Origin of the sequence: Aurantimonas sp. HBX-1 (assembly GCF_021391535.1) — a bacterium.
Classification (GTDB): Bacteria; Pseudomonadota; Alphaproteobacteria; order Rhizobiales; family Rhizobiaceae; genus Aurantimonas.
On sequence record NZ_CP090066.1, the window covers coordinates 3,374,225 to 3,393,739 of the forward strand.

Here is a 19,515-nt window from a genome sequence, read left to right on the forward strand (position 1 = left end):
CGGGTGTCGGACGACGGTGCGTCCGCTGGTGCATTGAAAGGCGGCCTGCGTCGCAGCGCCTGGAATGTCAGCCGGAGCGGGACCTGGGAGGGCGCCCTCGCTCCGGCCTGCCGACGCGGCTCAGGCGGCAGTCGCCGTCACCGCGTAGTCGGGAGAGTCGGTCGAGGTGTAGTTGAAGGTGACGTCCTTCCACGTATCCAGCGCCTGCTTCAGCGGGGTGCAGGTACGGGCCGCCTCGTTGAGGATGTCCGGTCCCTCGCGGACGATGTCGCGGCCCTCGTTGCGGGCGAGCACCATGCATTCCAGCGCCACGCGGTTGGCGGTCGCGCCGGCGGCGATGCCCATCGGGTGGCCGATGGTGCCGCCGCCGAACTGCAGCACCGTATCCTCGCCCAGGAGGTCGAGCAGCAGGTGCATCTGGCCGGCATGGATGCCGCCGGAGGCGACCGGCATCATCTTGTTGAGCGAGGCCCAGGGCTGGTCGAAGAAGATGCCGTTCTCGAGCTTCTGGTGGGTGAACTCGTCGCGGCAGATGTCGTAATAGCCCTTGGTCGTCGCCGGATCGCCCTCCAGCTTGCCGACGACCGTGCCGGCATGGATGTGGTCGACGCCGGCAAGCCGCGCCCACTTGGCGATGACGCGGAACGACACGCCGTGGCTCTTCTGCCGCGTGTAGGTCGAGTGACCGGCGCGGTGCAGATGCAGGATCATGTTGTTGCGGCGGGCCCACTTGGCCATGGACTGCATTGCCGTCCAGCCGATGACGAGATCGATCATGACGATGGTCGAGCCGAGTTCCTTGGCGAACTCGGCGCGCTCGTACATGTCCTCCATCGTCGCGGCGGTGACGTTGAGATAGGTGCCCTTGATCTCGCCGGTGGCAGCCTGCGCCTTGTTCACCGCCTCCATGCAGTAGAGGAAGCGCTCGCGCCAATCCATGAAGGGCTGCGAGTTGATGTTCTCGTCGTCTTTGGTGAAGTCGAGCCCGCCCTTCAGCGCCTCGTAGACGACGCGGCCGTAGTTGCGGCCCGACAGGCCGAGCTTCGGCTTGACGGTGGCTCCGAGCAGCGGTCGGCCGAACTTGTCGAGGCGCTCACGCTCGACGACGATGCCGGTGGCTGGGCCCTGGAAGGTCTTCACGTAGGCGGTGGGCAGCCGCATGTCTTCCAGCCGCAGCGCCTTCAGCGGCTTGAAGCCGAAGACGTTGCCGATGATCGAGGCGGTGAGGTTGGCGATCGAGCCGTTCTCGAACAGGTCGAGATCATAGGCGATGTAGGCGAAGTACTGATCGTCGGTGTTCGGCACCTTGTCGACGCGGTAGGCCTTCGCCCGGTACTTTTCCGCCGCCGTCAGCCGGTCGGTCCAGACCACCGTCCAGGTGGCGGTGGAGGATTCGCCGGCCACCGCAGCCGCCGCTTCGATCGGATCGACGCCGTCCTGCGGCGAGATCCGGAAGCAGGCGATGATGTCGGTCTCCTTCGGCTCGTAGTCGGGCTCCCAGTAGCCCATCTTGCGGTATTCCATGACGCCGGACTTGTAGCGGTCCTTGCCGGTGACGGTCTGCGATGGCTGGTCCATGTCGTTCTCCTCCTGCGGTTTGTCGGGAGCCGTACGCGCTGGGCGACGGCCGATTCAAGGCAAGCGTGTCCCGTCGCCGCGAAGGGTGCCCCCGCGGCGTGCTGATGCTGTGACTTCAGTACCTGTACTGTCCGGCGGCCTGCCCGGTCCGGGAGGCCGCTTCTACTCGGCGGCTGCGCGCATCTCGACGAGCGGATCGAGCTCGCCGTTGCCGTAGCGGATCGCCATTTCGTCGAGCGGCAGGACCTTGATCTTCGAGGCCTTGCCGGCGCAGCCGAAGCGCTCGTAGCGGTCGAGGCAGAGCTTGCGCAGCGCCTCCATCGCCGGGACCATGAACTTGCGCGGATCGAACTCTTCCGGCTTCTCCATGGCCACCTTGCGGAACTGCCCCGTCATCGCCATCCGGCAGTCGGTGTCGATGTTGACCTTGCGGACCCCGTGCTTGATGCCGCGGACGATCTCGTCCACCGGCACGCCGTAGGTCTCGCGCATCTTCCCGCCGTATTTGTTGATGATCGCCTGCAGGTCCTCCGGCACCGACGACGATCCGTGCATCACGAGATGGGTGTTGGGCAGCTTCTGGTGGATCGCCTCGATGATGTGCATCGCCAAGATCTCGCCGTCGGGCTTGCGGGTGAACTTGTAGGCGCCGTGCGAGGTGCCCATGGCGATGGCGAGCGCGTCGACCTTGGTGCGCCGGACGAAGTCGACGGCCTGGTCGGGATCGGTGAGCAGCTGGTCTTCCGACAGCTTGCCCTCGAAGCCGTGGCCGTCCTCCTTCTCGCCCTCGCCGCTTTCCAGCGACCCGAGCACGCCGAGCTCGCCCTCGACCGAGGCGCCGACCCAGTGCGCCATGCGGGTGACGCGCTCGGTGATCGCGACGTTGTATTCGTAGGAGGCCGGCGTCTTCATGTCGGCTTCCAGCGATCCGTCCATCATCACCGAGGTGAAGCCGTGGCGGATCGCGGTCAGGCAGGTCTGCTCGTCATTGCCGTGGTCCTGGTGGATGCAAACCGGGATGCCCGGAAACATCTCCACCAGCGCGTCCATCATCTTTTCCAGCATGATGTCCTTGGCATACGAGCGGGCGCCGCGGGAGGCCTGCATGATCACCGGGGCGTCGCAGGCCGCGGCCGCCTCCATGATCGCCAGGCCCTGCTCCATGTTGTTGATGTTGAACGCCGGCACGCCGTAGTCGTGTTCGGCGGCGTGGTCGAGCAGCTGTCGCAGCGTGATCTTGGCCATATGAGCAGTCCTCCCTAAGCGGTATCGCGCTTACGCGGCGAGTTCGTGCGCCGCCGCGACGACGGCGTCGGCGGTGATGCCGAAATGCTTGTAGAGTTCCGGCGCGGGCGCCGAGGCGCCAAAGCCCTTCATGCCGATGAAGCGGCCGTTCTCGCCGATCCAGCGGTCCCAGCCGAGCCGGACGGCCGCCTCGATGGCGATCCGCGGCGCCGTGCCGAGGACGCTGCGGCGGTAGGCCTCGTCCTGCGCCTCGAACAGTTCCCAGCAGGGCATCGATACGACGGCGACCTTCTTGCCTTCAGCCTCGAGCTTTCGGGCGGCGTCCATGGCGATCGAGACTTCCGTCCCGGTCGACAGGATCGTCACGTCGCGCTCGCCGTCAGCTTCCTTGAGGACATAGGCGCCCTTGCGCGACCGGTTCTCGGTCGTGTCGCCGGTGCGCACGGTCGGCACGTTCTGGCGCGACAGCGCCAGCACCGACGGATGCTTCTTCGCCTCGAGCGCGATCTCCCAGGCCTCGTTGGTCTCGACCGCATCGGCCGGCCGGAACAGCAGCAGGTTGGGCGTCGCCCGCAGCATTGCCAGGTGCTCGACCGGCTGGTGCGTCGGGCCGTCCTCGCCGAGGCCGATCGAATCGTGGGTCATCACGTAGACGACGCGCACTTCCATCAGCGCCGACAGGCGGATGGCGCCGCGGGCGTAGTCGGTGAAGCACATGAAGGTGCCGCCGTAGGGGATGAAGCCGCCGTGCAGCGCCATGCCGTTCATCACCGCCGCCATGCCGTGCTCGCGGATGCCGTAGTGGATGTAGCGGCCGGAATAGTCGTCGGGCGTGATGTCCTTCAGGCCCTTGGTCTTGGTGTTGTTGGAGGGCGTCAGGTCGGCCGAGCCGCCGATCGTCACGTCGGTGGCGCCGTTGATCACCTCGAGCGCCATCTCCGACGCCTTGCGGGTGGCGACCGAGGGCTGGTCCGTGACGACCTTGGCGCGGGCCTCGGCCATCAGCGATGCGAGGTTCTCCGGCAGGGCGGTGGCGTACTGGGCCTCGAACGCGGCCTTGTTCGGCGAGGCGTCGCGGGCCTTCTCCCAGGCCTCGCGGGCCTTGCGGCCTTCGGCCGCCACGGCATGCCAGGCCTTGGTGATCGGCTCGGGGATGACGAAGGGCTCCGACGTCCAGACCATGTGCTTGCGGGCCGCGGCGACCTCGTCGGCGCCGAGCGCGTTGCCGTGCACCTTGTCGGTGCCCTGCAGGTTCGGGGCGCCGTAGCCGATGATGGTCTTGCAGGCCACGAAGGCCGGCTTGTCGCTCTGGCGGGCGGCGGCGATCACCGTCTCGATCGCTTCCGGGTCATGCCCGTCGACCTCATAGACGTTCCAGCCATGGGCGAGGAAGCGCTGCTTCTGGTCGGTGGAGGTCGACAGCTTGGTGTCGCCGTCGATGGTGATGTTGTTGTCGTCCCAGAGCAGGATGAGCTTGTTCAGCTTCAGGTGGCCGGCGAGGTCGATCGCCTCGTGGCTGATCCCCTCCATCAGACAGCCGTCGCCGACGATCGCGTAGGTGTAGTGGTCGACGAGATCGTCGCCGAAGCGCTGGTTCAGCATCCGCTCGGCGAGCGCCATGCCGACCGCCATGGTCATGCCCTGGCCGAGCGGGCCGGTGGTCGCCTCGATGCCGGCGGCATGCCCGTATTCGGGATGGCCGGCGGTGCGGCTGCCGAACTGCCGGAAATTCTCGATCTCCTCGATGGTCATCTCCGGGAAGCCGAGGAGATGCATGATCGAGTACTGCAGCATCGAGCCGTGGCCGTTCGACAGGATGAAGCGGTCGCGGTTGGGCCATTCGGGCTGCGAGGGATCGACCCGCAGGAACGACTTGAACAGCACGGTGGCGACGTCGGCCATGCCCATCGGCATGCCCGGATGGCCGGAATTGGCCTTCTGGACGGCGTCCATCGAAAGCGCCCGGATGGCATTGGCCATGTCGCGGGGCTTGAGGTCGGTCGTCTCGGGCGCGGGCTTGGCGGCGGTCTGGGACATGGGTCTTCCTTCCGAATTGATCGCGCTACGAAGCGCGGCGCTTCTTTTCCATCAGCTGCAATATCAACGGCGTGAGTATCAGCTGCATGGCGATGTCGAGCTTGTTGCCCGGTGCCACGATGGAGTTGGCGCGTGACATGAAGCTGCCGTTGATCATCGACAGCAGATAGGGGAAATCGATCCCCCGGGGATTGGCAAAGCGGATGACGATCATCGATTCATCCGCCGTCGGTATCCATCGCGCGATGAACGGGTCCGACGTATCAACGATCGGCACGCGCTGGAAGTTGATGTTGGTGCGCGCGAACTGCGGGCAGATGTATTTCACGTAGTCGGGCATGCGCCGCAGGATCGTGTCCATGACGGCCTCGGTGGAGTAGCCTCGGGTCGCCTTGTCGCGATGGATCTTCTGGATCCACTCGAGGTTGATGACCGGCACGACGCCGATCTTGAGGTCGGCCATCGGGGCGAGATCGACCGTGTCTGTCTTCACGCAGCCATGCAGCCCCTCATAGAATAACAGGTCGCTGTCGTCCTCGAACGGCGCCCATTCGGAAAACGTCCCGGGGGGCGTGCCGTAGAGCTTGGACTCGGCGTCGTCGTGCACGTAGTGGCGGGTCTGGCCGCGGCCGCGGCGGCCGTATTCCTCGAACACCTCCTGCAGCCGGTCGAGGATGTTGGCCTCGGGGGAGAAGTGCGAGAAGTTGCGGTTGCCGGCCCGCTCCTCCTCGGCCATCCGCTCCTTCATCGCATGGCGGTCGAAGCGATGGAACGCGTCGCCCTCGATGTAGACGGCCCGCACCTGCTCACGCCGGAAGATCTGGTCGAAGATGTTCTTCACCGACGTCGTGCCGGCCCCCGAGGACCCGGTGATCGCGATGATCGGATGGCGTGCGGACATGCTTTCGTTCCTCCCGCGCCGGAGCGCCCCTTCGCTCCGGCGGATGATTGTCGGCCTCAGGCCCTGAACAGGCTTCTCTTGCCGAAGAGCGGCGAGCGCTCGCTGAGTTCGGCGGGATCGGCCATGTAGCGGGCGATCCGCGCCACCTCGCGCTTGCCGCCGAAGACCAGCGGCGTGCGGGCGTGCAGACTGTCCGGCACGATGTCGAGAATGCGATGCAGACCGTCGGTCGCGGCGCCGCCGGCATGCTCGACGCAGAAGGCTACCGGGCTCGCCTCGTAGACGTGCCGCAGGCGCCCCTTGGCGTAGCCCTTGCGCGCGTCGCCCGGGTAGAGGAAGACGCCGCCGCGCACCAGGATGCGGTAGCAGTCGGCGACCATCGAGCCGATCCAGCGCATGTTGAAGTCGCGCTCGCGCGGCCCTTCCGCACCGGCCAGGCAGTCGTCGATATAGGAGCGGATCTGCGGCTCCCAGTGCCGGTAGTTGGAGGCGTTGATGGCGAACTCGCTGGCGCGCTCCGGGATCGACACCGAGGCGATCAGCTCGACGAAGCCGCCGAAGCTCGACGAGAAGATGAAGACATGCGTGCCGTTGCCGACCGACAGGACCAGCAGCAGCTGCGGCCCGTAGATGAAGAACCCGGCCGCCAGCTGGCGCGACCCCGGCTGCAGGAAGGCAGTCTTCGGATCGGCCCGATGCGCGTCGGCGACGGGCAGGATCGAGAAGATGGTGCCGATGGAGACGTTGGTCTCGATGTTGGAGGAGCCGTCGAGCGGGTCGATGGCCAGGGCGAGCGCCCCGTTCGGATCGAGGACGATCGCCTCGTCCTGCTCTTCCGAACCGAAATAGGCGATCCCGGCGGCCTTGGCCGCGTCCAGGAACAGCCGGTCGGCGACGACGTCGAGTTCCTTCTGGACGTCGCCGCCGGCGTTGGTCGCCTCGCGGGACGCGCCCAGATGCTCGCTGGCGGTTCCGTTGGTGATCGTGTTGCGGACCTTCACGGATGCGGCGCACAGTTGCCGGATCGTCTCGGCGACCTGCCGTCGCGTCGGGTCGGCATCGCCTTGCGATCCGAGATAGGCGTCGAGAGACGATGTCATGGGGTTCCTCCTGGGATGTCGAGGCTCTGCGTCCCCGTTCATCCACATGAAGCTTGGACAGCGGCGAGCCATAAGTAAAATTTAATATCTTTACCGCATCGGTAAATTTGTCTAACGGGTGGACATGCGAAACCTCACACTGCGCCAGCTGCGTTCCGTCCAGGCCATCGTCCGACACCGGACCATTGCCGCGGCGGCACGCCAGCTCGGTCTCACCGCGCCTGCCGTGACACTACAGATAAAGCAGCTCGAGGACGATGTCGGCCTGCCTCTGTTCACCCGGACCAATGACGGCATGCGCCTGACGGCCGCCGGCTCTGCCGTACTCAACGCCGCCAACGCTGTCGAGACGAGCCTGCGGGCGCTGGGCGACGAAGTGGGCGCGATCAAGGGGGTGCGCTCCGGCACCATCCGGCTGGGCGCCGTCTCGACGGCGAAATATTTCGCGCCGCGGCTGATCGCGGCATTCCGCCAGTCCTTCCCCGACATCGAGATCAAGCTCACCGTCGGCAACCGGCTGGCGATCCTCGCGGACCTCAAGGCCTACCAGTCGGACATCGCGCTGATGGGCCGGCCGCCGGTGGAGTTTCCGGTGACCGCCACCTTCTTCGGCGACCATCCGCTGGTGATGATCGCCCCGCCCGACCATCCGCTGGCCAGGGAACGGGACATCAGCCGGGAACGCCTGCTCGAGGAGACGATCATCATCCGCGAGCCGGGTTCGGGCACGCGCTCGTCGCTGGAGTTGTTCTTCGCCGAGCATCCGGGCCGCCTGGAAGCCGCCTCCGCCGAGATGGGCTCGAACGAAACGATCAAGCAGGCGGTGATGGCGGGTCTCGGCATCGCCTTCATCTCCGCCCACACCATCGCCTTCGAGGTCGAGATGGGGCGGCTGGTGATCCTCGACGTCGCCGACTTGCCGATCCGCCGCAAGTGGTACGGCGTCTGCCGCCGCGAGCGGATGACGGCGCCGGCCGAACTCGCCTTCATGGATTTCCTGGTGCAGCGCGGCGCCCGGCACCTGCCGCTGATCGACCGGCTCTACCCGGTGGAGCCCGGCGCACCGGAGCCCGCGGAAGCCGGCGTCACCGGTCCGTCCCCGGCGCAGCCCTGAGCCGCGCCTCGCGCAGCGCCGACAGGTCGCCGGAGCCGGTGCAGAAGCAGGCGACCCGCAACTGCCCGATGACGGTCCTGAAATGCGCCGCGGCGGCCTCCGCCGAGTGGTCGGCGCTGGCAAGGCTGGCCGCCGCCTGACCCGCGAGATCGGCGCCGAGCCGAATCGCCCGGGCAACGTCGAGACCGTCGCGGATACCGCCGGAGCCGATGACCACCGCCTCCGGACAGGCCCGGCGGACATCGACGATCGCCTCGGCCGTCGGGATGCCCCAGTCGGCGAACAGCAGCGCGGAGTCCCGCCGCGCCGCGTCCGGCGCGCGTTCCGCCTCGACGGCGGCCCAGCTGGTGCCGCCGGCGCCGGCGACATCGACCGCGTGGACGCCCGCATCGACCAGGCGCCGCGCCAGGGTCCCGGAGATCCCTGCCCCGACCTCCTTGACCACCACGGGAACCGACAGGCTGCGCACCAGGCGCTCGACCGCCGCCAGCACGCCGCGCCAGTCGGTGTCGCCGCCGTCCTGCAGCGCCTCCTGCAGCGGGTTGAGATGGACGATCAGCGCGTCGGCGCCGATCATCTCGACGGCACGCTCCGCCTCGTCGCGGCCATAGCCGAGGACGAGCTGGGCGCCGCCGACATTGGCGAGAATGGGAATGCTCGGCGCCAGGCGCCGCAGCGAACGGTCGAGGCCGCCGCTGGCACGCCCCTCCAGCGCGATTCGCTGCGATCCGACGGCGAGAGCGATGCCGAGCTCCTCGGCGGCTTCCGCCAGGTGGGCATTGATGCGGGCGGCGCGCTCCGGGCCGCCGGTCATCGAACTGATCAGCAGCGGTGCCTTGAGACGCTTGCCGAGAAACGCGGTCGACAGGTCGATCGCGGCCAGCGACAGCTCCGGCAGCGCGACATGCTCGAAGACGACGCGGTCGAAGCCGCTGCCGGCGCGCTGCGAGGCGAGCGAGGGCGCAAGCACGATGTCGAGATGGTCGCTCTTGCGGGCGCCGATATCGGCCGTCGACGACGCTCCGCCCCGTTCCTTCACCGGCATCCCAGTCCTATCGTCGCAGTTGCGGTTCCAACGGTCGATCGCCGTCGCATCTTCGTCGGTTCGTGTTAGCATTCCCTATCGGATTTCGTGTACGAATGGACAGTGACAAGTTTGTTTGACTCCAAGGCAGTCGTCTCGCCATGACAGTGGACCTCAAGAGCGGCGTTGCCGTCTATGTCCGCAGGATCGACCAGCGATTGGCGGACCTCATCCCGCGCGCTTTGCCGGGCCAGACGCAGCTGGACGCGGCCATCGCGGCCAGCGTGCTGGCGCCCGGCAAGCGGCTGCGGCCGCTGATGACGGCGATCGCCGCCGAGGATCTGGGCGGTGATCTCGGCCCCGCCATCGACGCCGGCTGCGCAGTGGAGATGGTGCATGCCGCCTCGCTGATCCTCGACGACCTGCCATCGATGGACGATGCGACGATGCGGCGCGGCCAGCCGGCCATCCACATCACCTACGGCGAGGACGTCGCGGTGCTGGCCTCGATCGGGGTGCTGGCGGGCGCCTTCGAGATGCTGACGACGATCGAGACGCTGCCGCCGGCCGCGCGGACCGAGTGCATCCGCCTGCTGACGCGGGCGGTGGGCGTCAACGGCCTGGTCGGCGGCCAGTTCGAGGATCTGCGCGGTGGCCGCGCCGCGCGCCCGGTGGCCGACATCGCCGTCGCCAACGGGCTGAAGACCGGCTCGCTGTTCTCCGCCGCGGTGGAGATCGGCGCGGTGGTGGCGGGCGCCGACGCGGTGACGCGGACCCGTCTGCGCGAATTCGCGGCCGAACTCGGCCATGCCTTCCAGCTGCTCGACGACCTCCTGGACGGCGGCGCCAGCGCCATCACCATCGGCAAGGACATCGGCAAGGATGTCGGCAAGTCGACCATCGTCTCGATGCTCGGCCGGCCGTCCGTCGTGCACCGCATCGACCGCCACGTGGAGACCGCGCATGCGCGGCTCAACGACGTGTTCGGCCCCACCGGCCGGCTGCATGTTCTCGTCGGCGCGATCTTCGACACGACGCTGCGCGCCCGGATGACCGAGGCGGCCGGCAGCGAGGCCGGCTTGCGCGAGCAGGAAGCCGGAGCCAGATAGGCAGGATGGACATGCAACTGACGGACTGGCCGGTCCTGGCGGCCATCGCCTTCGTGGTCTTCCTCGGCATGGAAGCCTTCGCCTGGGCGGCCCACAAATACATCATGCACAGCTGGGGCTGGGGCTGGCACCAGTCGCATCACGAGGAACGCGAAGGCTGGTTCGAGAAGAACGACCTTTACGCCGTGGTCTTCGCCGCGTTCGCGATCCTGCTGTTCGTCGTGGCGAGCTATGGCCATCCGGTGGTCGGCGCCGTGGCGACCGGCATCACGCTCTACGGCGCCTTCTACTTCATCGTCCATGACGGGCTGGTGCACCAGCGCTGGCCGTTCCGGCACATCCCGCACAAGGGCTACGCCAAGCGCCTGGTGCAGGCGCACCGGCTGCACCATGCGGTCAAGGGCAAGGACGGCGGCGTCTCGTTCGGCTTCCTCTACGCCCCGCCGATCGACGAGCTGACCCGGCAGCTGCGCGCCGAGGGCACCGTCGCGGCCGAGCGGCGGCGCGAGTCCCGCCCCGAGGCCGGCGCCACCGAACACTGATTCTCCGGATTAAGGCGGGGTGGCGCGCGCTGCGCGCCACCCCGCGTCAGGCGTCGCCGAGCCGGGGCCGGGTCCAGAGATCCGCCGGTCGCGCCTGCGGCTTGGCGCGACGCGACATCGCGGCCCGTGCCGCGCCCAGCGTCACATGGCGAAGCTTCTGGCGGCGGCCGGTGGAGACCCGCTGGTCCCAGGCCGAAGCGCCCAGCGCCTTCACCTGCAGGCCGATCTCGCGGTAGACGCCATGCGCGGTCGCCACCGCCCAGGCGGAACGCGGCGGCAGGTCCTTCAGTCCATGAAAGGCCGAGGCGTAATAGGGCTCGGCGAGGTCGACGAGGCGATTGGCCAGCAGCGCGACGACCGGCCGCTGGCGCGGGTCGACGACGTCACCGGGGCGAAGGTCGGCCTCCGCCAGCCACTCCTCCGGCAGGTAGATCCGCCCCGCGCGCGCATCCTCGACGATGTCGCGGGCAATGTTGGTCAGCTGGAAGGCGATGCCGAGATCAGCGGCGCGGTCGAGGGTCGCCTCCTCCCGCACGCCCATCACCATCGACATCATCACGCCGACGACGCCCGCCACATGGTAGGAATACTCGAGCGTGTCGGTGATCGTCTCGTAGCGGCGGCCGTCGACATCCATGCGGTAGCCGGCGAGATGCTGGGTCAGGAGTTCGGGCGGCAGGCGGTGACGCGCCACCACGTCGCCGATCGCCTTGAAGCAGGGATCGCCGGTGGGGCGCCCCGCCAGCGCCGCCAGCGTCTCGCTTTCCAGCTTCGCCATCCGCTCGTCAGGCCGCGACGCCTCCAGGTCGGGCCGGCGCGCGAAGCCCAGCACCTGTCCGTCGATGGCGTCGTCGCAGTGCCGGCACCAGGCATAGAGCATCATCGCGCTGCGGCGCGTCTCCGGATCGAACAGCCTCGCCGCTGCGGCAAAGCTCTTCGATCCCTTGGCGATGGCGTCCTCGGCCATGGCGGCGAGATCGGCCCGGGCGGCGGGATCCAGCGGCACGGCAACGGGGGTAAAGACCGACATCGCCGCCTCAGAGCCCGGCATCGGCGATCATCAGCCCGGCCGTCGCCTTGGCCGATCCGATGACGCCCGGCACGCCGGCGCCCGGATGCGTCCCCGCCCCGACGAGATAGAGATTGGGGATGTCGCGGTCGCGGTTGTGCGGCCGGAACCAGGCGCTCTGGGTGAGCACCGGGTCGAGCGAGAAGGCCGAGCCGACATGCGCGTTGAGTTCGTCGCGGAAGTCGAAGGGGGTGAAGATGCGGCTCGTCACGAGGTCTGCCTTGAGGTTCGGAATGTAGCGCGCCTCGAGATAGTCGAGGATGCGGTCGCGGTAGCGTGGCCCTTCGACGTCCCAGTCGATGTCGGCATTGCCGAGATGCGGCACCGGCGACAGCACGTAGAAGCTGCCGGCCCCCGCCGGCGCCAGCGACGGATCGGTGACGCAGGGATTGTGCAGATAGAGCGAGAAGTCATCGGCGAGCTTCGGTCCCTTGAAGATCTCGGAGATCAGGTCGCGGTAGCGCGCGCCGAAGCAGACCGTGTGGTGCTGGATGTCCGGCCGGTGGGTCTTCAGGCCGAAATAGATGACAAAGAGCGACATGGAGAAGCGCCGGCCCTTCAGCCGCCTCGCCTCCGCCTCGCCGCGGGCATTGCCGGCGAGCAGCGTGTCGTAGGTGTGGACGACGTCGGCGTTGGAAGCGACGACGTCGGCGGCAAAGCGCCGACCGTCCTTCAGCAGCACCGCCTTCGCCCGGTCGCCCTCGATCTCGATCCTGGCGACCTCCGCCGAGAGTTCGATGCGGCCGCCGATCTCCTCGAACAGCCGGACGAGGCCGCGCACCAGCGCGCCGGTGCCGCCGCGCGGAAACCAGACGCCGCCCTGGCGCTCCAGCGCATGGATCAGCGCGTAGATCGAGGATGTCGCGAACGGGTTGCCGCCGACCAGCAGCGAATGGAAGGAGAAGGCCTGCCTGAGGTGCTCCTCCTCGATGAACTCGGCGACCTTGGCGTAGACGCTTCGCCAGGCCTGCAGCCGGGCGAGTTGCGGCCCGGCCCGGATCATGTCGCGGAAGGACAGGAACGGCACGGTGCCGAGCTTCTCGTAGCCCTCGTGGTAGACTTCCTTGGAGTAGGCGAGGAAGCGGCGGTAGCCGGCGACGTCGGCCGGATTGAGCGCGGCGATCTGCCGGTCGAGGGAGTCCTGGTCGTTGACATAGTCGAAGCTGACGCCGTCCTCCCAGCGCAGCTGGTAGAAGGGCGAGACCGGCAGCAACTCGACATAGTCCGCCAGACGGCGTCCGGAGGCGGCGAAGAGCTCCTCGAGCGAGGCCGGATCGGTGATCACCGTCGGGCCGGCATCGAAGGTGAAGCCCCGATCCTCGTAGACGTAGGCGCGGCCGCCGGGCTTGTCGCGCTTTTCCAGAAGCGTCGTGCTGAAGCCCGCCGACTGCAGGCGGACCGCGAGCGCCAGTCCGCCGAAGCCGGAGCCGACGACCACCGCGCTCGGCCGGGCGCCGCCGGCGCCGTTCGGGGCGCCGTTCATGCGAGTTCCCCGGTGAGGCGATGGCGGGCCAGCACCTTCAGCGCATTGCCAAAGGGCACGGGCGGCCGGCCGGTCAGGATCTTGACCTTGTCGAAGGTCCGCAGCTGCGCCGCGTAGAAGCGGGCGACGAGCGGGTCGGGCAGGCGATAGAAATGCTGCAGGATCTTGTACCGTTTGGAGGAAACCCCGGCGAAGAAGAGCAGCCGGTTGAGCATGCGGAAGAAGCCGCGCGATTGCCACGTCTCGACGGCGTGGCGGCGGGTCGCGGCGAAGACCGCCGCGCTGGAAAAGTCCGGCAGGCCGGCAAGGAGATCGGCGAGGCGCACCGCGTCGGGCAGCGAATAGCCGGTGGTCGGGTGGAACAGGCCGGCGGCGAGACCGCTTGCGGCGACGCCATGCTTGTCGTCCCAGAACGCCTCGATGTCGCCGTCGATGGCGATCGGCAGCACGCCCCGCTCCTCGCGGACAACCGTCCGGGCGACCCAGCCATGGGCCTTCAGATAGGTATCAATCGATCCGCGTAGCCGGTCCTCGTCGAGGTCCGGCCCGTCGGCATAATAGGTGTCCTCGACCAGCAGCCGGGTCGGCGTCAGCGGCAGGACGTAGACGAAGCGGTAGCCGTCGGCCTGGGCGACGGTGGCGTCCATGATGATCGGCTGCGCCAGGCCGTGCGGCGCCGCCAGCTCGATCTCCTGGCCAAGGAATTTCTGGAAGCCGAGGCGCAGATGCGGGCTCGGCGAATGGCCGCGGCCGTCGATCACTGTGCGGGCCCGGACGACGCGGTCGTCGAGGACGACGCTGTCGGGCGTGACGGCCCGGACCTGCGCGTTCGTCTCGATAGCGTCGCCGAGCGTTGCCTCCAGGATCTCGCGGAAGCGTTCCGAGGCGACGCTGCGATAGCCGGTGCCGATCCGGCGGCGGCGATCGGGGAACCGCACCTCGTAGGCGTTCCAGCGATAGGTCACGAACGGCGAAAGCCAATCGTGACCGCCGTCCGCGAGGTCGCCCTCGTGATAGGACCAGGTGTGGTTGCCACCGACCGCGGCGCCGGCCTCGAACAGCCGGATCGTCAGGTCCGGGCGGGTCGTCGCCAGCCGGTAGGCTGCCAGTCCGTTCGCCAGCCCCCCGCCGACAAAGGCGACGTCGATCATCCTGTCTCCGCCCCCGGTCATCCGTTTCGCCCCGTTCCGATTCTTGGCAGCCTGCCGAGAACCGCCTCCTCAACGATGTCCGCCGCGAGAGCCACTCCGCCGGAGGCCGCGATGTCGCGCCCGATGGCGCGTGCCCTGTCCCTGAAACTAGCCTCTACAAGCAGCCGAGCAAGGGAAGCCTTGACCCGGCCCGGCGACACGAGGACGCGGGAGAGCCGTTCGCCGACGCCGTGATGGACGATCCGAGCCGCGATTCCCGGCTGGTCGAAGGCGATCGGGATCGCCAGCATCGGCACGCCGGCCGCCAGCGAATCCATGACGGTGTTCATGCCGGCATGGGTCGCGCAGACCGCGGCACGGCGCAGGGTTTCGGCCTGGGGCACGAAGTCGGTGACCAAATCGGCGCCGATTCGCGCCGCTTCGCGGGGATTCAGGCGCCCACAATGGGCGACCACGCAGCGCACGCCGAGTTCGCGGCAGGCCTGCGCCACGGCGCGGAAGATCCCGGCCCGGTGCCCCTGCAGCGTACCCAGCGACGCAAACACCAGCGGCCGGCCGTCGCCGGTGTCGTCACCGGCGCTGGCGTCGCTCCCGAGCGGGCGCAGCGGGCCGACCATGTGGCGATGCGACGCGGGCGGCCGCGGAAAATCGAAGCTCGGGACGAGCTGCGAGATCTGCGCCGTCGGCGAGAGGCAGTCGGCCAACCCGTCGCGGGGCGGCAGGCCGAATCGGGCGGCCCAGGCCGCGATGGTGCGTCGCTGGCGGGTGAGCAGCAGCCGGGCGACCCGCTCGCCGCCGCGGTTGCGCTTCAGGCCGCGTTCGCTTGGATCGTAGGGCCATGACAGGAACGGCAGCGGCACGGTCGGATCGTGATGCACCGGCAGGGCGGCCGAGAGCGAGACAAAAGGCAGGCCGAGATGATCGGCGATCAGGCCGGCCGCCGGCTCCATCGCGTCGCCGACGATCGCATCGGCGCCGATCTCCGCGAGGATGGCGGGGCCGGCGCGGCAGAGCTCGTCGGTGAGCGTCGCGGCGTCGGCGACGGTCCGCAGGATGCCGAGCGGTCCCGTCGGGCGCGCCGCCCGGGCGAGCAGCGCTTCGAGGTCGCGGCCGTCGGCGGCGCCCGCCTCGCGGCGCATCAGTCCCAGCGGGGCATCGGGCGAGAGCGGCGCGGCGCCGGCATTGAGCAGGAACGTCACCTGGTGGCCGCGGCGCAGCAGTTCGCCGCCGAGCGCCTCGAAGACGCGCAGATGGCTGGGGAACGGGGGACAGATCAGCGCGACGTGAGACATGTTCTACCAGCTTGCCGTCGCGATGCGATCGTCGGCGGACGATCCGTGGCCGGCGAGGATTCTTGGCGCCCGCCCTCGGCTGGCGCGTCCGGCGGACTGCGCCATATGCGCATCGACCCGCCTCGACAAATGCCACACCGTCGTCCCGCCTGCTCGAAAGCTGCGCCTTGATCTCACACCGGACCTTCCGACACCAGCAGGTGCCTGCGTCAACCGATCCGGGTCCCGGCCTGTGAGCGACACGGCCTCGTCCAGGCAGCCGCTCGCCGGGGAACGACCGGTACCCCTCGCCTGGGTCGCCGGCACCATCGCCCTGACGCTCGTGCTCATGGTCGGCTGGCTGCGGGCGATGGACAGGCCCTGGGTCTGCCCCTGCGGGTCGATCGAGTTCTGGCAGGGGGCGCTGACTGCCGCCGAGAACAGCCAGCAATTCTCCGACTGGTATTCGGCCCTGCACGTCATCTTCGGCATGGCGCTGTTCGGTTTCGTGCATTTCATGAAGCCGCGCTGGACGCTGGGTGCCAAGCTGGTGGTGGCGATCGCCTCCAGCGCGGCCTGGGAGGCGATGGAGAACACCCCGCTGCTCATCGGGATGTTCAGCAGCGCGACCAATGCGGTGTCCTATTCGGGCGATTCCATCCTCAACGCGGTGGGGGACACGCTGTTCGTCGCCCTCGGCTTCATCGCGGCGGCCCGGCTGCCGCCATGGGTGACCGGGCTCGTTGCGATCGGCCTCGAAGCCACCATCGCCTTCGCCATCCAGGACGGGTTCGTAATCGGTACGCTGCGCCTGTTCGGCGTCGATATCTGACCGTGTCAGCTGGTGCCGCGGGCCAGGCGCTCGGCCCGGCGGGCCCGCGCCTCGTCCAGCGCATCCAGCCGGACCTGCGGCAGCGACGTCCGCCAGTCGGTCCCGGCGACGGTCACCACCCTGTTGCCGCGAAAATCGGCCTCGACGGTGATCAGGCCGCGCTCGGCCATGAAGCCGAGCAGGAAGCGCCCCCGCGACGGCGAATGGCTGCCATAGGCATGGGCGAGCGCCGCGTCCGAGGGGCAATGCGACCCGTCGCGGGCGGCGCGCGCGAGCATCATGTAGACGCCCTGCATCTCCTCCGGCAGGTCGCCGGCCCGCTCGATCACTTCCTGCCAGGCCTCGTCCTCGGTCTCGGCCGAAACGCCGGCCCGCGCCAGCGACAACCGGCGACGGAAGGCCGCCATGTCGGTCTCGACGCCGCGCAGCCGCTTCAGCCGGCAGTGGGTGAGGAACTCCTGGTAGAGCACCGGCACCGGGCGGAACGCCGCGTCCGGATCCTCCAGCATCTCGGCGAAGATCTGGTCGACCGCCGCCGCCCGCTCTTCGGGCGAACGCGGGTCGTCATCCACCGCTTCGACGGCAGCCGCCAGGGCCGGCGCGGCGGCGACCCGCTCCATCAGTTCGCGGGTGGCGACCGGCGCTGCCTGCGGACGCGGCGCGGGCCGGCGCTCGGGTGCCGCCTCGCTGGCAGCGGCGGTGAAGATCAGGTCCTCCATCGCGGCGCGGGGCGTCTCCGGCAGCGGCAGCAGCGACGGCCGGCCGCTGCGGCCGGCGGTCTCCACCGGCCCGATGCGGATCGCCACCGGCCGGCGCGACAGAGCCGGTCCGAGCGCCACGAAATTGCCGGTCTCGAGGTCGCGGAAGCGCTCCGCCGCCCGCCGGTCCATGCCGAGCAGGTCGGCGGCGCGGGCCATGTCGATGTCGAGGAAGGTGCGGCCCATCAGGAAGTTGGAGGCTTCCGCCGCGACGTTCTTGGCCAGCTTGGCGAGGCGCTGCGTGGCGATGACCCCGGCGAGGCCGCGCTTGCGGCCGCGGCACATCAGGTTGGTCATGGCGCCCAGCGAGGCGCGGCGCGATTCATCGGAATGCTCGCCCGCCATCGCCGGCGCGAAGAGATGCGCCTCGTCGACGGCGATCAGCATCGGGAACCAGTGGGCGCGGTCGGCATCGAACAGGCCGTTGAGGAAGGCGGCGGCGCACAGCATCTGCACTTCCGCGTCGAGGCCTTCGAGATCCAGCACCACCGAGGCGCGGTGCTCGCGGATCCGCGCCGCGATGCGGGTCAGTTCCGCCGGGGTGCGGTTGGCGTCGACGACGACATGACCATAGCGCTCGGCCAGCGTGACGAAGTCGCCCTCCGGATCGATGACCGCCTGCTGCACCCAGCCGGCACTCTTCTCCAGGAGGCGGCGCAGGAGATGCGACTTGCCGGACCCGGAATTGCCCTGGACGAGCAGGCGCGTCGACAGCAGCTCCTCGAGATCGAGCTCCGCCGGTTCGCCGGTGTGGGTCGTGCCGAGATCGACGGCAACCGTCATGGACAGTCTTTCCGCGTGAGGGTCAGGTGGTTCGCGCGACGGCCGGGCGCTGCCATCGTCGCTTGTCGGCGACCCTAGCACGCCACTTCGGTGCCGCTCGGCAAAGACCGCCGTCTGTCCACAGGAAGGCGGTCAGCCGACGAGGATGATCCGGCAGTCGTTGACGTTGGTGTGGGTGGGCCCTGGCACGAAGAGGTCCCCGATGGTGCGGAAGAAGCGGGTGGAATCGTTGGCTTCAAGGCTCGCGGCCGGCTCGAGGCCGGCCGCTTTCGCCCGTGCCAGCGTGTCAGGCAGGACGAAGGCGCCGGCGGGGTCGCTGGCAAGTCCCGTACCGCCATCGGTGCCGTCCGTGTCGCCCGAAAGGGCGGCGATATCCGGGTCCCCGGAGAGCGCGACCGCCAGCGCCAGGGCGTATTCCTGGTTCGGTCCGCCCTCGCCCTCGCCGCGAATCGTCACCGTCAGCTCGCCGCCCGAGAGGATCGCCACGCGCTCGCCGCGCGCCTTCGCCGCCAACGCCATCCTCGCATGCTCGGCCGCCACGTCGCGGGCCTCGCCCTCGACGTCGGCGCCGAGGCTCTCGACCCGGTAGCCGAGCGCCGCCGCGGCCGAAGCCGCCGCCTCGAGCGAGGCCGCCGGCGTGGCGATGATCGTGTAGCTGGTGCCGGCGAAGACCGGATCGCCCGGCTTCGGCGTCTCGTTGACGTCCGACGCCAGCGCAGCGCGGCAGGATTCCGGCAGGTCGAGGCCGCGCCTGGCGACGATGGCGCGCGCATCGGCCAGCGTCGTCGCATCGGGGACGGTCGGCCCGGAGGCGATGACGCTCGGATCGTCGCCCGGCACGTCGGAGATCGCCAGCGTCACCAGCGTCGCGCCGCCGCAGGCGCCGGCGAGGCGCCCGCCCTTGATCTTCGACAGGTGCTTGCGCACGCAGTTGATCTCGCCGATGCCGGCGCCGCTGCGCAGCAGCGCCCGGGTCACCGCCTGCTTGTCGGCAAGGCTGACGCCGTCCGCCGGCAGCAGCCAATTGGCCGAGCCGCCGCCGGAGATCAGCGCGAGCACCAGATCGTCCGGACCGGCGGCGCCGGCGAGGGCCAGCACCCGCCCGGTGGCTTCGAGTCCGTTCGCGTTGGGCAGCGGATGGCCCGCCTCGATCACCTCGATCGGCCCGGCGTCGAGCGCGTAGCCGTCGCGGGTGACGGCGAGCCCGACCAGACGCTCGTCAGGGATGCCATGGCTGCGGCGATAGTGGTCGACGGCGGCGGCGGCCATCGAGGCGGCGGCCTTGCCGGCGGCGAGGATGACAATGCGGCCGGCGGGCGGCTGCGGCAGATGCGGCGCCAGGATCGTGGCGGGATGCGCCGCCGCGACAGACCGGCGGAAGATCGACGCGAGTTCTTCCCGCTTGAGCGCTGCGTCCATGTCCTGCCTCCCCTGCCCGGCTCAGGCCTCTATACCAGCACCGCGGAAAAGCGGAACAGCGCCCGGGCCGCACGCGTGGGGTCGGACGAAAGCCACTGC

The 19,515-nt window shown here is 69.1% G+C and carries 16 protein-coding genes; 4 read left to right on the top strand and 12 right to left on the bottom strand.

Translation table 11 applies throughout. The features are described from left to right. Positions 1–120 precede the first annotated feature (120 nt). The 5 genes from LXB15_RS16060 to LXB15_RS16080 all read right to left on the bottom strand — a co-directional run bounded on the left by LXB15_RS16060 (position 121) and on the right by LXB15_RS16080 (position 6,861). Complete coding sequence (locus LXB15_RS16060; RefSeq protein ID WP_233949396.1) at positions 121–1,578, bottom strand: form I ribulose bisphosphate carboxylase large subunit; 1,458 nt, start codon at positions 1,576–1,578, stop codon at positions 121–123. A 162-nt stretch (positions 1,579–1,740) separates the two neighbouring features. After that, complete coding sequence (fba, locus tag LXB15_RS16065) at positions 1,741–2,823, bottom strand: class II fructose-bisphosphate aldolase (RefSeq protein ID WP_233949397.1); 1,083 nt, start codon at positions 2,821–2,823, stop codon at positions 1,741–1,743. Between the two features lie 30 nt (positions 2,824–2,853). Continuing rightward, complete coding sequence (gene tkt / locus LXB15_RS16070) at positions 2,854–4,860, bottom strand: transketolase (RefSeq protein WP_233949398.1); 2,007 nt, start codon at positions 4,858–4,860, stop codon at positions 2,854–2,856. 25 nt (positions 4,861–4,885) lie between these two features. Next, the gene (locus LXB15_RS16075; RefSeq protein WP_233949399.1) at positions 4,886–5,761 is read right to left on the bottom strand and encodes a phosphoribulokinase; all 876 of its coding nucleotides are present in this window, start codon (positions 5,759–5,761) and stop codon (positions 4,886–4,888) included. Between the two features lie 56 nt (positions 5,762–5,817). Further along, positions 5,818–6,861 (bottom strand): class 1 fructose-bisphosphatase, encoded by a 1,044-nt coding sequence (locus LXB15_RS16080; RefSeq protein ID WP_233949400.1) that lies wholly within the window; start codon positions 6,859–6,861, stop codon positions 5,818–5,820. 124 nt (positions 6,862–6,985) lie between these two features. Between LXB15_RS16080 and LXB15_RS16085 the strand changes: the two genes are divergently transcribed. Then, positions 6,986–7,975 (top strand): LysR family transcriptional regulator, encoded by a 990-nt coding sequence (locus tag LXB15_RS16085; RefSeq protein WP_233949401.1) that lies wholly within the window; start codon positions 6,986–6,988, stop codon positions 7,973–7,975. Here LXB15_RS16085 and fni read toward each other — a convergent pair. After that, positions 7,947–9,020, bottom strand: coding sequence for a type 2 isopentenyl-diphosphate Delta-isomerase (gene fni / locus LXB15_RS16090; protein ID WP_233949402.1), 1,074 nt, complete (start codon positions 9,018–9,020; stop codon positions 7,947–7,949). The two genes, LXB15_RS16085 and fni, sit on opposite strands and share 29 nt — an antisense overlap. A 140-nt stretch (positions 9,021–9,160) precedes the next feature. Between fni and LXB15_RS16095 the strand changes: the two genes are divergently transcribed. Both LXB15_RS16095 and LXB15_RS16100 read left to right on the top strand, forming a co-directional pair. Further along, positions 9,161–10,108 (top strand): polyprenyl synthetase family protein, encoded by a 948-nt coding sequence (locus LXB15_RS16095; RefSeq protein WP_233949403.1) that lies wholly within the window; start codon positions 9,161–9,163, stop codon positions 10,106–10,108. Positions 10,109–10,113: 5 nt separating this feature from the next. Next, on the top strand, positions 10,114–10,650 hold the full coding sequence (locus LXB15_RS16100) for a sterol desaturase family protein (RefSeq protein ID WP_233949404.1): 537 nt from the start codon (positions 10,114–10,116) through the stop codon (positions 10,648–10,650). A 46-nt stretch (positions 10,651–10,696) separates the two neighbouring features. Here LXB15_RS16100 and LXB15_RS16105 read toward each other — a convergent pair whose 3' ends face one another. Genes LXB15_RS16105 through LXB15_RS16120 form a run of 4 tightly spaced genes read right to left on the bottom strand, consistent with a single transcriptional unit; the run spans position 10,697 to position 15,645 of the window. Continuing rightward, on the bottom strand, positions 10,697–11,680 hold the full coding sequence (locus tag LXB15_RS16105) for a phytoene/squalene synthase family protein (RefSeq protein WP_233949405.1): 984 nt from the start codon (positions 11,678–11,680) through the stop codon (positions 10,697–10,699). Positions 11,681–11,687: 7 nt separating this feature from the next. After that, entirely contained in the window at positions 11,688–13,202 is a 1,515-nt protein-coding gene (locus LXB15_RS16110) for a phytoene desaturase (RefSeq protein ID WP_233949406.1), read from the bottom strand. Then, positions 13,199–14,353 (bottom strand): lycopene beta-cyclase CrtY, encoded by a 1,155-nt coding sequence (crtY, locus tag LXB15_RS16115; RefSeq protein WP_233949407.1) that lies wholly within the window; start codon positions 14,351–14,353, stop codon positions 13,199–13,201. The genes LXB15_RS16110 and crtY overlap by 4 nt, the downstream gene beginning before the upstream one ends. 17 nt (positions 14,354–14,370) lie before the next feature. Then, positions 14,371–15,645, bottom strand: a complete 1,275-nt coding sequence (locus tag LXB15_RS16120) for a glycosyltransferase (RefSeq protein ID WP_233949408.1) — start codon at positions 15,643–15,645, stop codon at positions 14,371–14,373. Positions 15,646–15,877: 232 nt separating this feature from the next. Here LXB15_RS16120 and LXB15_RS16125 point away from each other — a divergent pair, with 232 nt between their 5' ends. Next, the gene (locus tag LXB15_RS16125; RefSeq protein ID WP_233949409.1) at positions 15,878–16,456 is read left to right on the top strand and encodes a DUF2585 family protein; all 579 of its coding nucleotides are present in this window, start codon (positions 15,878–15,880) and stop codon (positions 16,454–16,456) included. 5 nt (positions 16,457–16,461) lie between these two features. Here the strand turns inward: LXB15_RS16125 and LXB15_RS16130 are convergent, their stop codons facing one another. Together LXB15_RS16130 and LXB15_RS16135 are read right to left on the bottom strand one after the other, a co-directional pair. After that, complete coding sequence (locus tag LXB15_RS16130) at positions 16,462–17,997, bottom strand: ATP-binding protein (protein WP_233949410.1); 1,536 nt, start codon at positions 17,995–17,997, stop codon at positions 16,462–16,464. 132 nt (positions 17,998–18,129) lie between these two features. Continuing rightward, entirely contained in the window at positions 18,130–19,416 is a 1,287-nt protein-coding gene (locus tag LXB15_RS16135) for a glycerate kinase (protein ID WP_233949411.1), read from the bottom strand. Between the last annotated feature and the right edge of the window lie 99 nt (positions 19,417–19,515).

Excerpts from the sequence above, each read along its gene's own strand:
- tkt (WP_233949398.1), bottom strand. The coding sequence starts at position 4,860 with ATGTCCCAGACCGCCGCCAAGCCCGCGCCCGAGACGACCGACCTCAAG.
- LXB15_RS16120 (WP_233949408.1), bottom strand. The coding sequence starts at position 15,645 with ATGTCTCACGTCGCGCTGATCTGTCCCCCGTTCCCCAGCCATCTGCGC.
- fba (WP_233949397.1), bottom strand. The coding sequence starts at position 2,823 with ATGGCCAAGATCACGCTGCGACAGCTGCTCGACCACGCCGCCGAACAC.
- LXB15_RS16135 (WP_233949411.1), bottom strand. The coding sequence starts at position 19,416 with ATGGACGCAGCGCTCAAGCGGGAAGAACTCGCGTCGATCTTCCGCCGG.
- LXB15_RS16095 (WP_233949403.1), top strand. The coding sequence starts at position 9,161 with ATGACAGTGGACCTCAAGAGCGGCGTTGCCGTCTATGTCCGCAGGATC.
- crtY (WP_233949407.1), bottom strand. The coding sequence starts at position 14,353 with ATGATCGACGTCGCCTTTGTCGGCGGGGGGCTGGCGAACGGACTGGCA.
- LXB15_RS16100 (WP_233949404.1), top strand. The coding sequence starts at position 10,114 with ATGGACATGCAACTGACGGACTGGCCGGTCCTGGCGGCCATCGCCTTC.
- LXB15_RS16085 (WP_233949401.1), top strand. The coding sequence starts at position 6,986 with ATGCGAAACCTCACACTGCGCCAGCTGCGTTCCGTCCAGGCCATCGTC.
- LXB15_RS16110 (WP_233949406.1), bottom strand. The coding sequence starts at position 13,202 with ATGAACGGCGCCCCGAACGGCGCCGGCGGCGCCCGGCCGAGCGCGGTG.
- fni (WP_233949402.1), bottom strand. The coding sequence starts at position 9,020 with ATGCCGGTGAAGGAACGGGGCGGAGCGTCGTCGACGGCCGATATCGGC.
- LXB15_RS16130 (WP_233949410.1), bottom strand. The coding sequence starts at position 17,997 with ATGACGGTTGCCGTCGATCTCGGCACGACCCACACCGGCGAACCGGCG.
- LXB15_RS16105 (WP_233949405.1), bottom strand. The coding sequence starts at position 11,680 with ATGTCGGTCTTTACCCCCGTTGCCGTGCCGCTGGATCCCGCCGCCCGG.
- LXB15_RS16075 (WP_233949399.1), bottom strand. The coding sequence starts at position 5,761 with ATGTCCGCACGCCATCCGATCATCGCGATCACCGGGTCCTCGGGGGCC.
- LXB15_RS16080 (WP_233949400.1), bottom strand. The coding sequence starts at position 6,861 with ATGACATCGTCTCTCGACGCCTATCTCGGATCGCAAGGCGATGCCGAC.
- LXB15_RS16060 (WP_233949396.1), bottom strand. The coding sequence starts at position 1,578 with ATGGACCAGCCATCGCAGACCGTCACCGGCAAGGACCGCTACAAGTCC.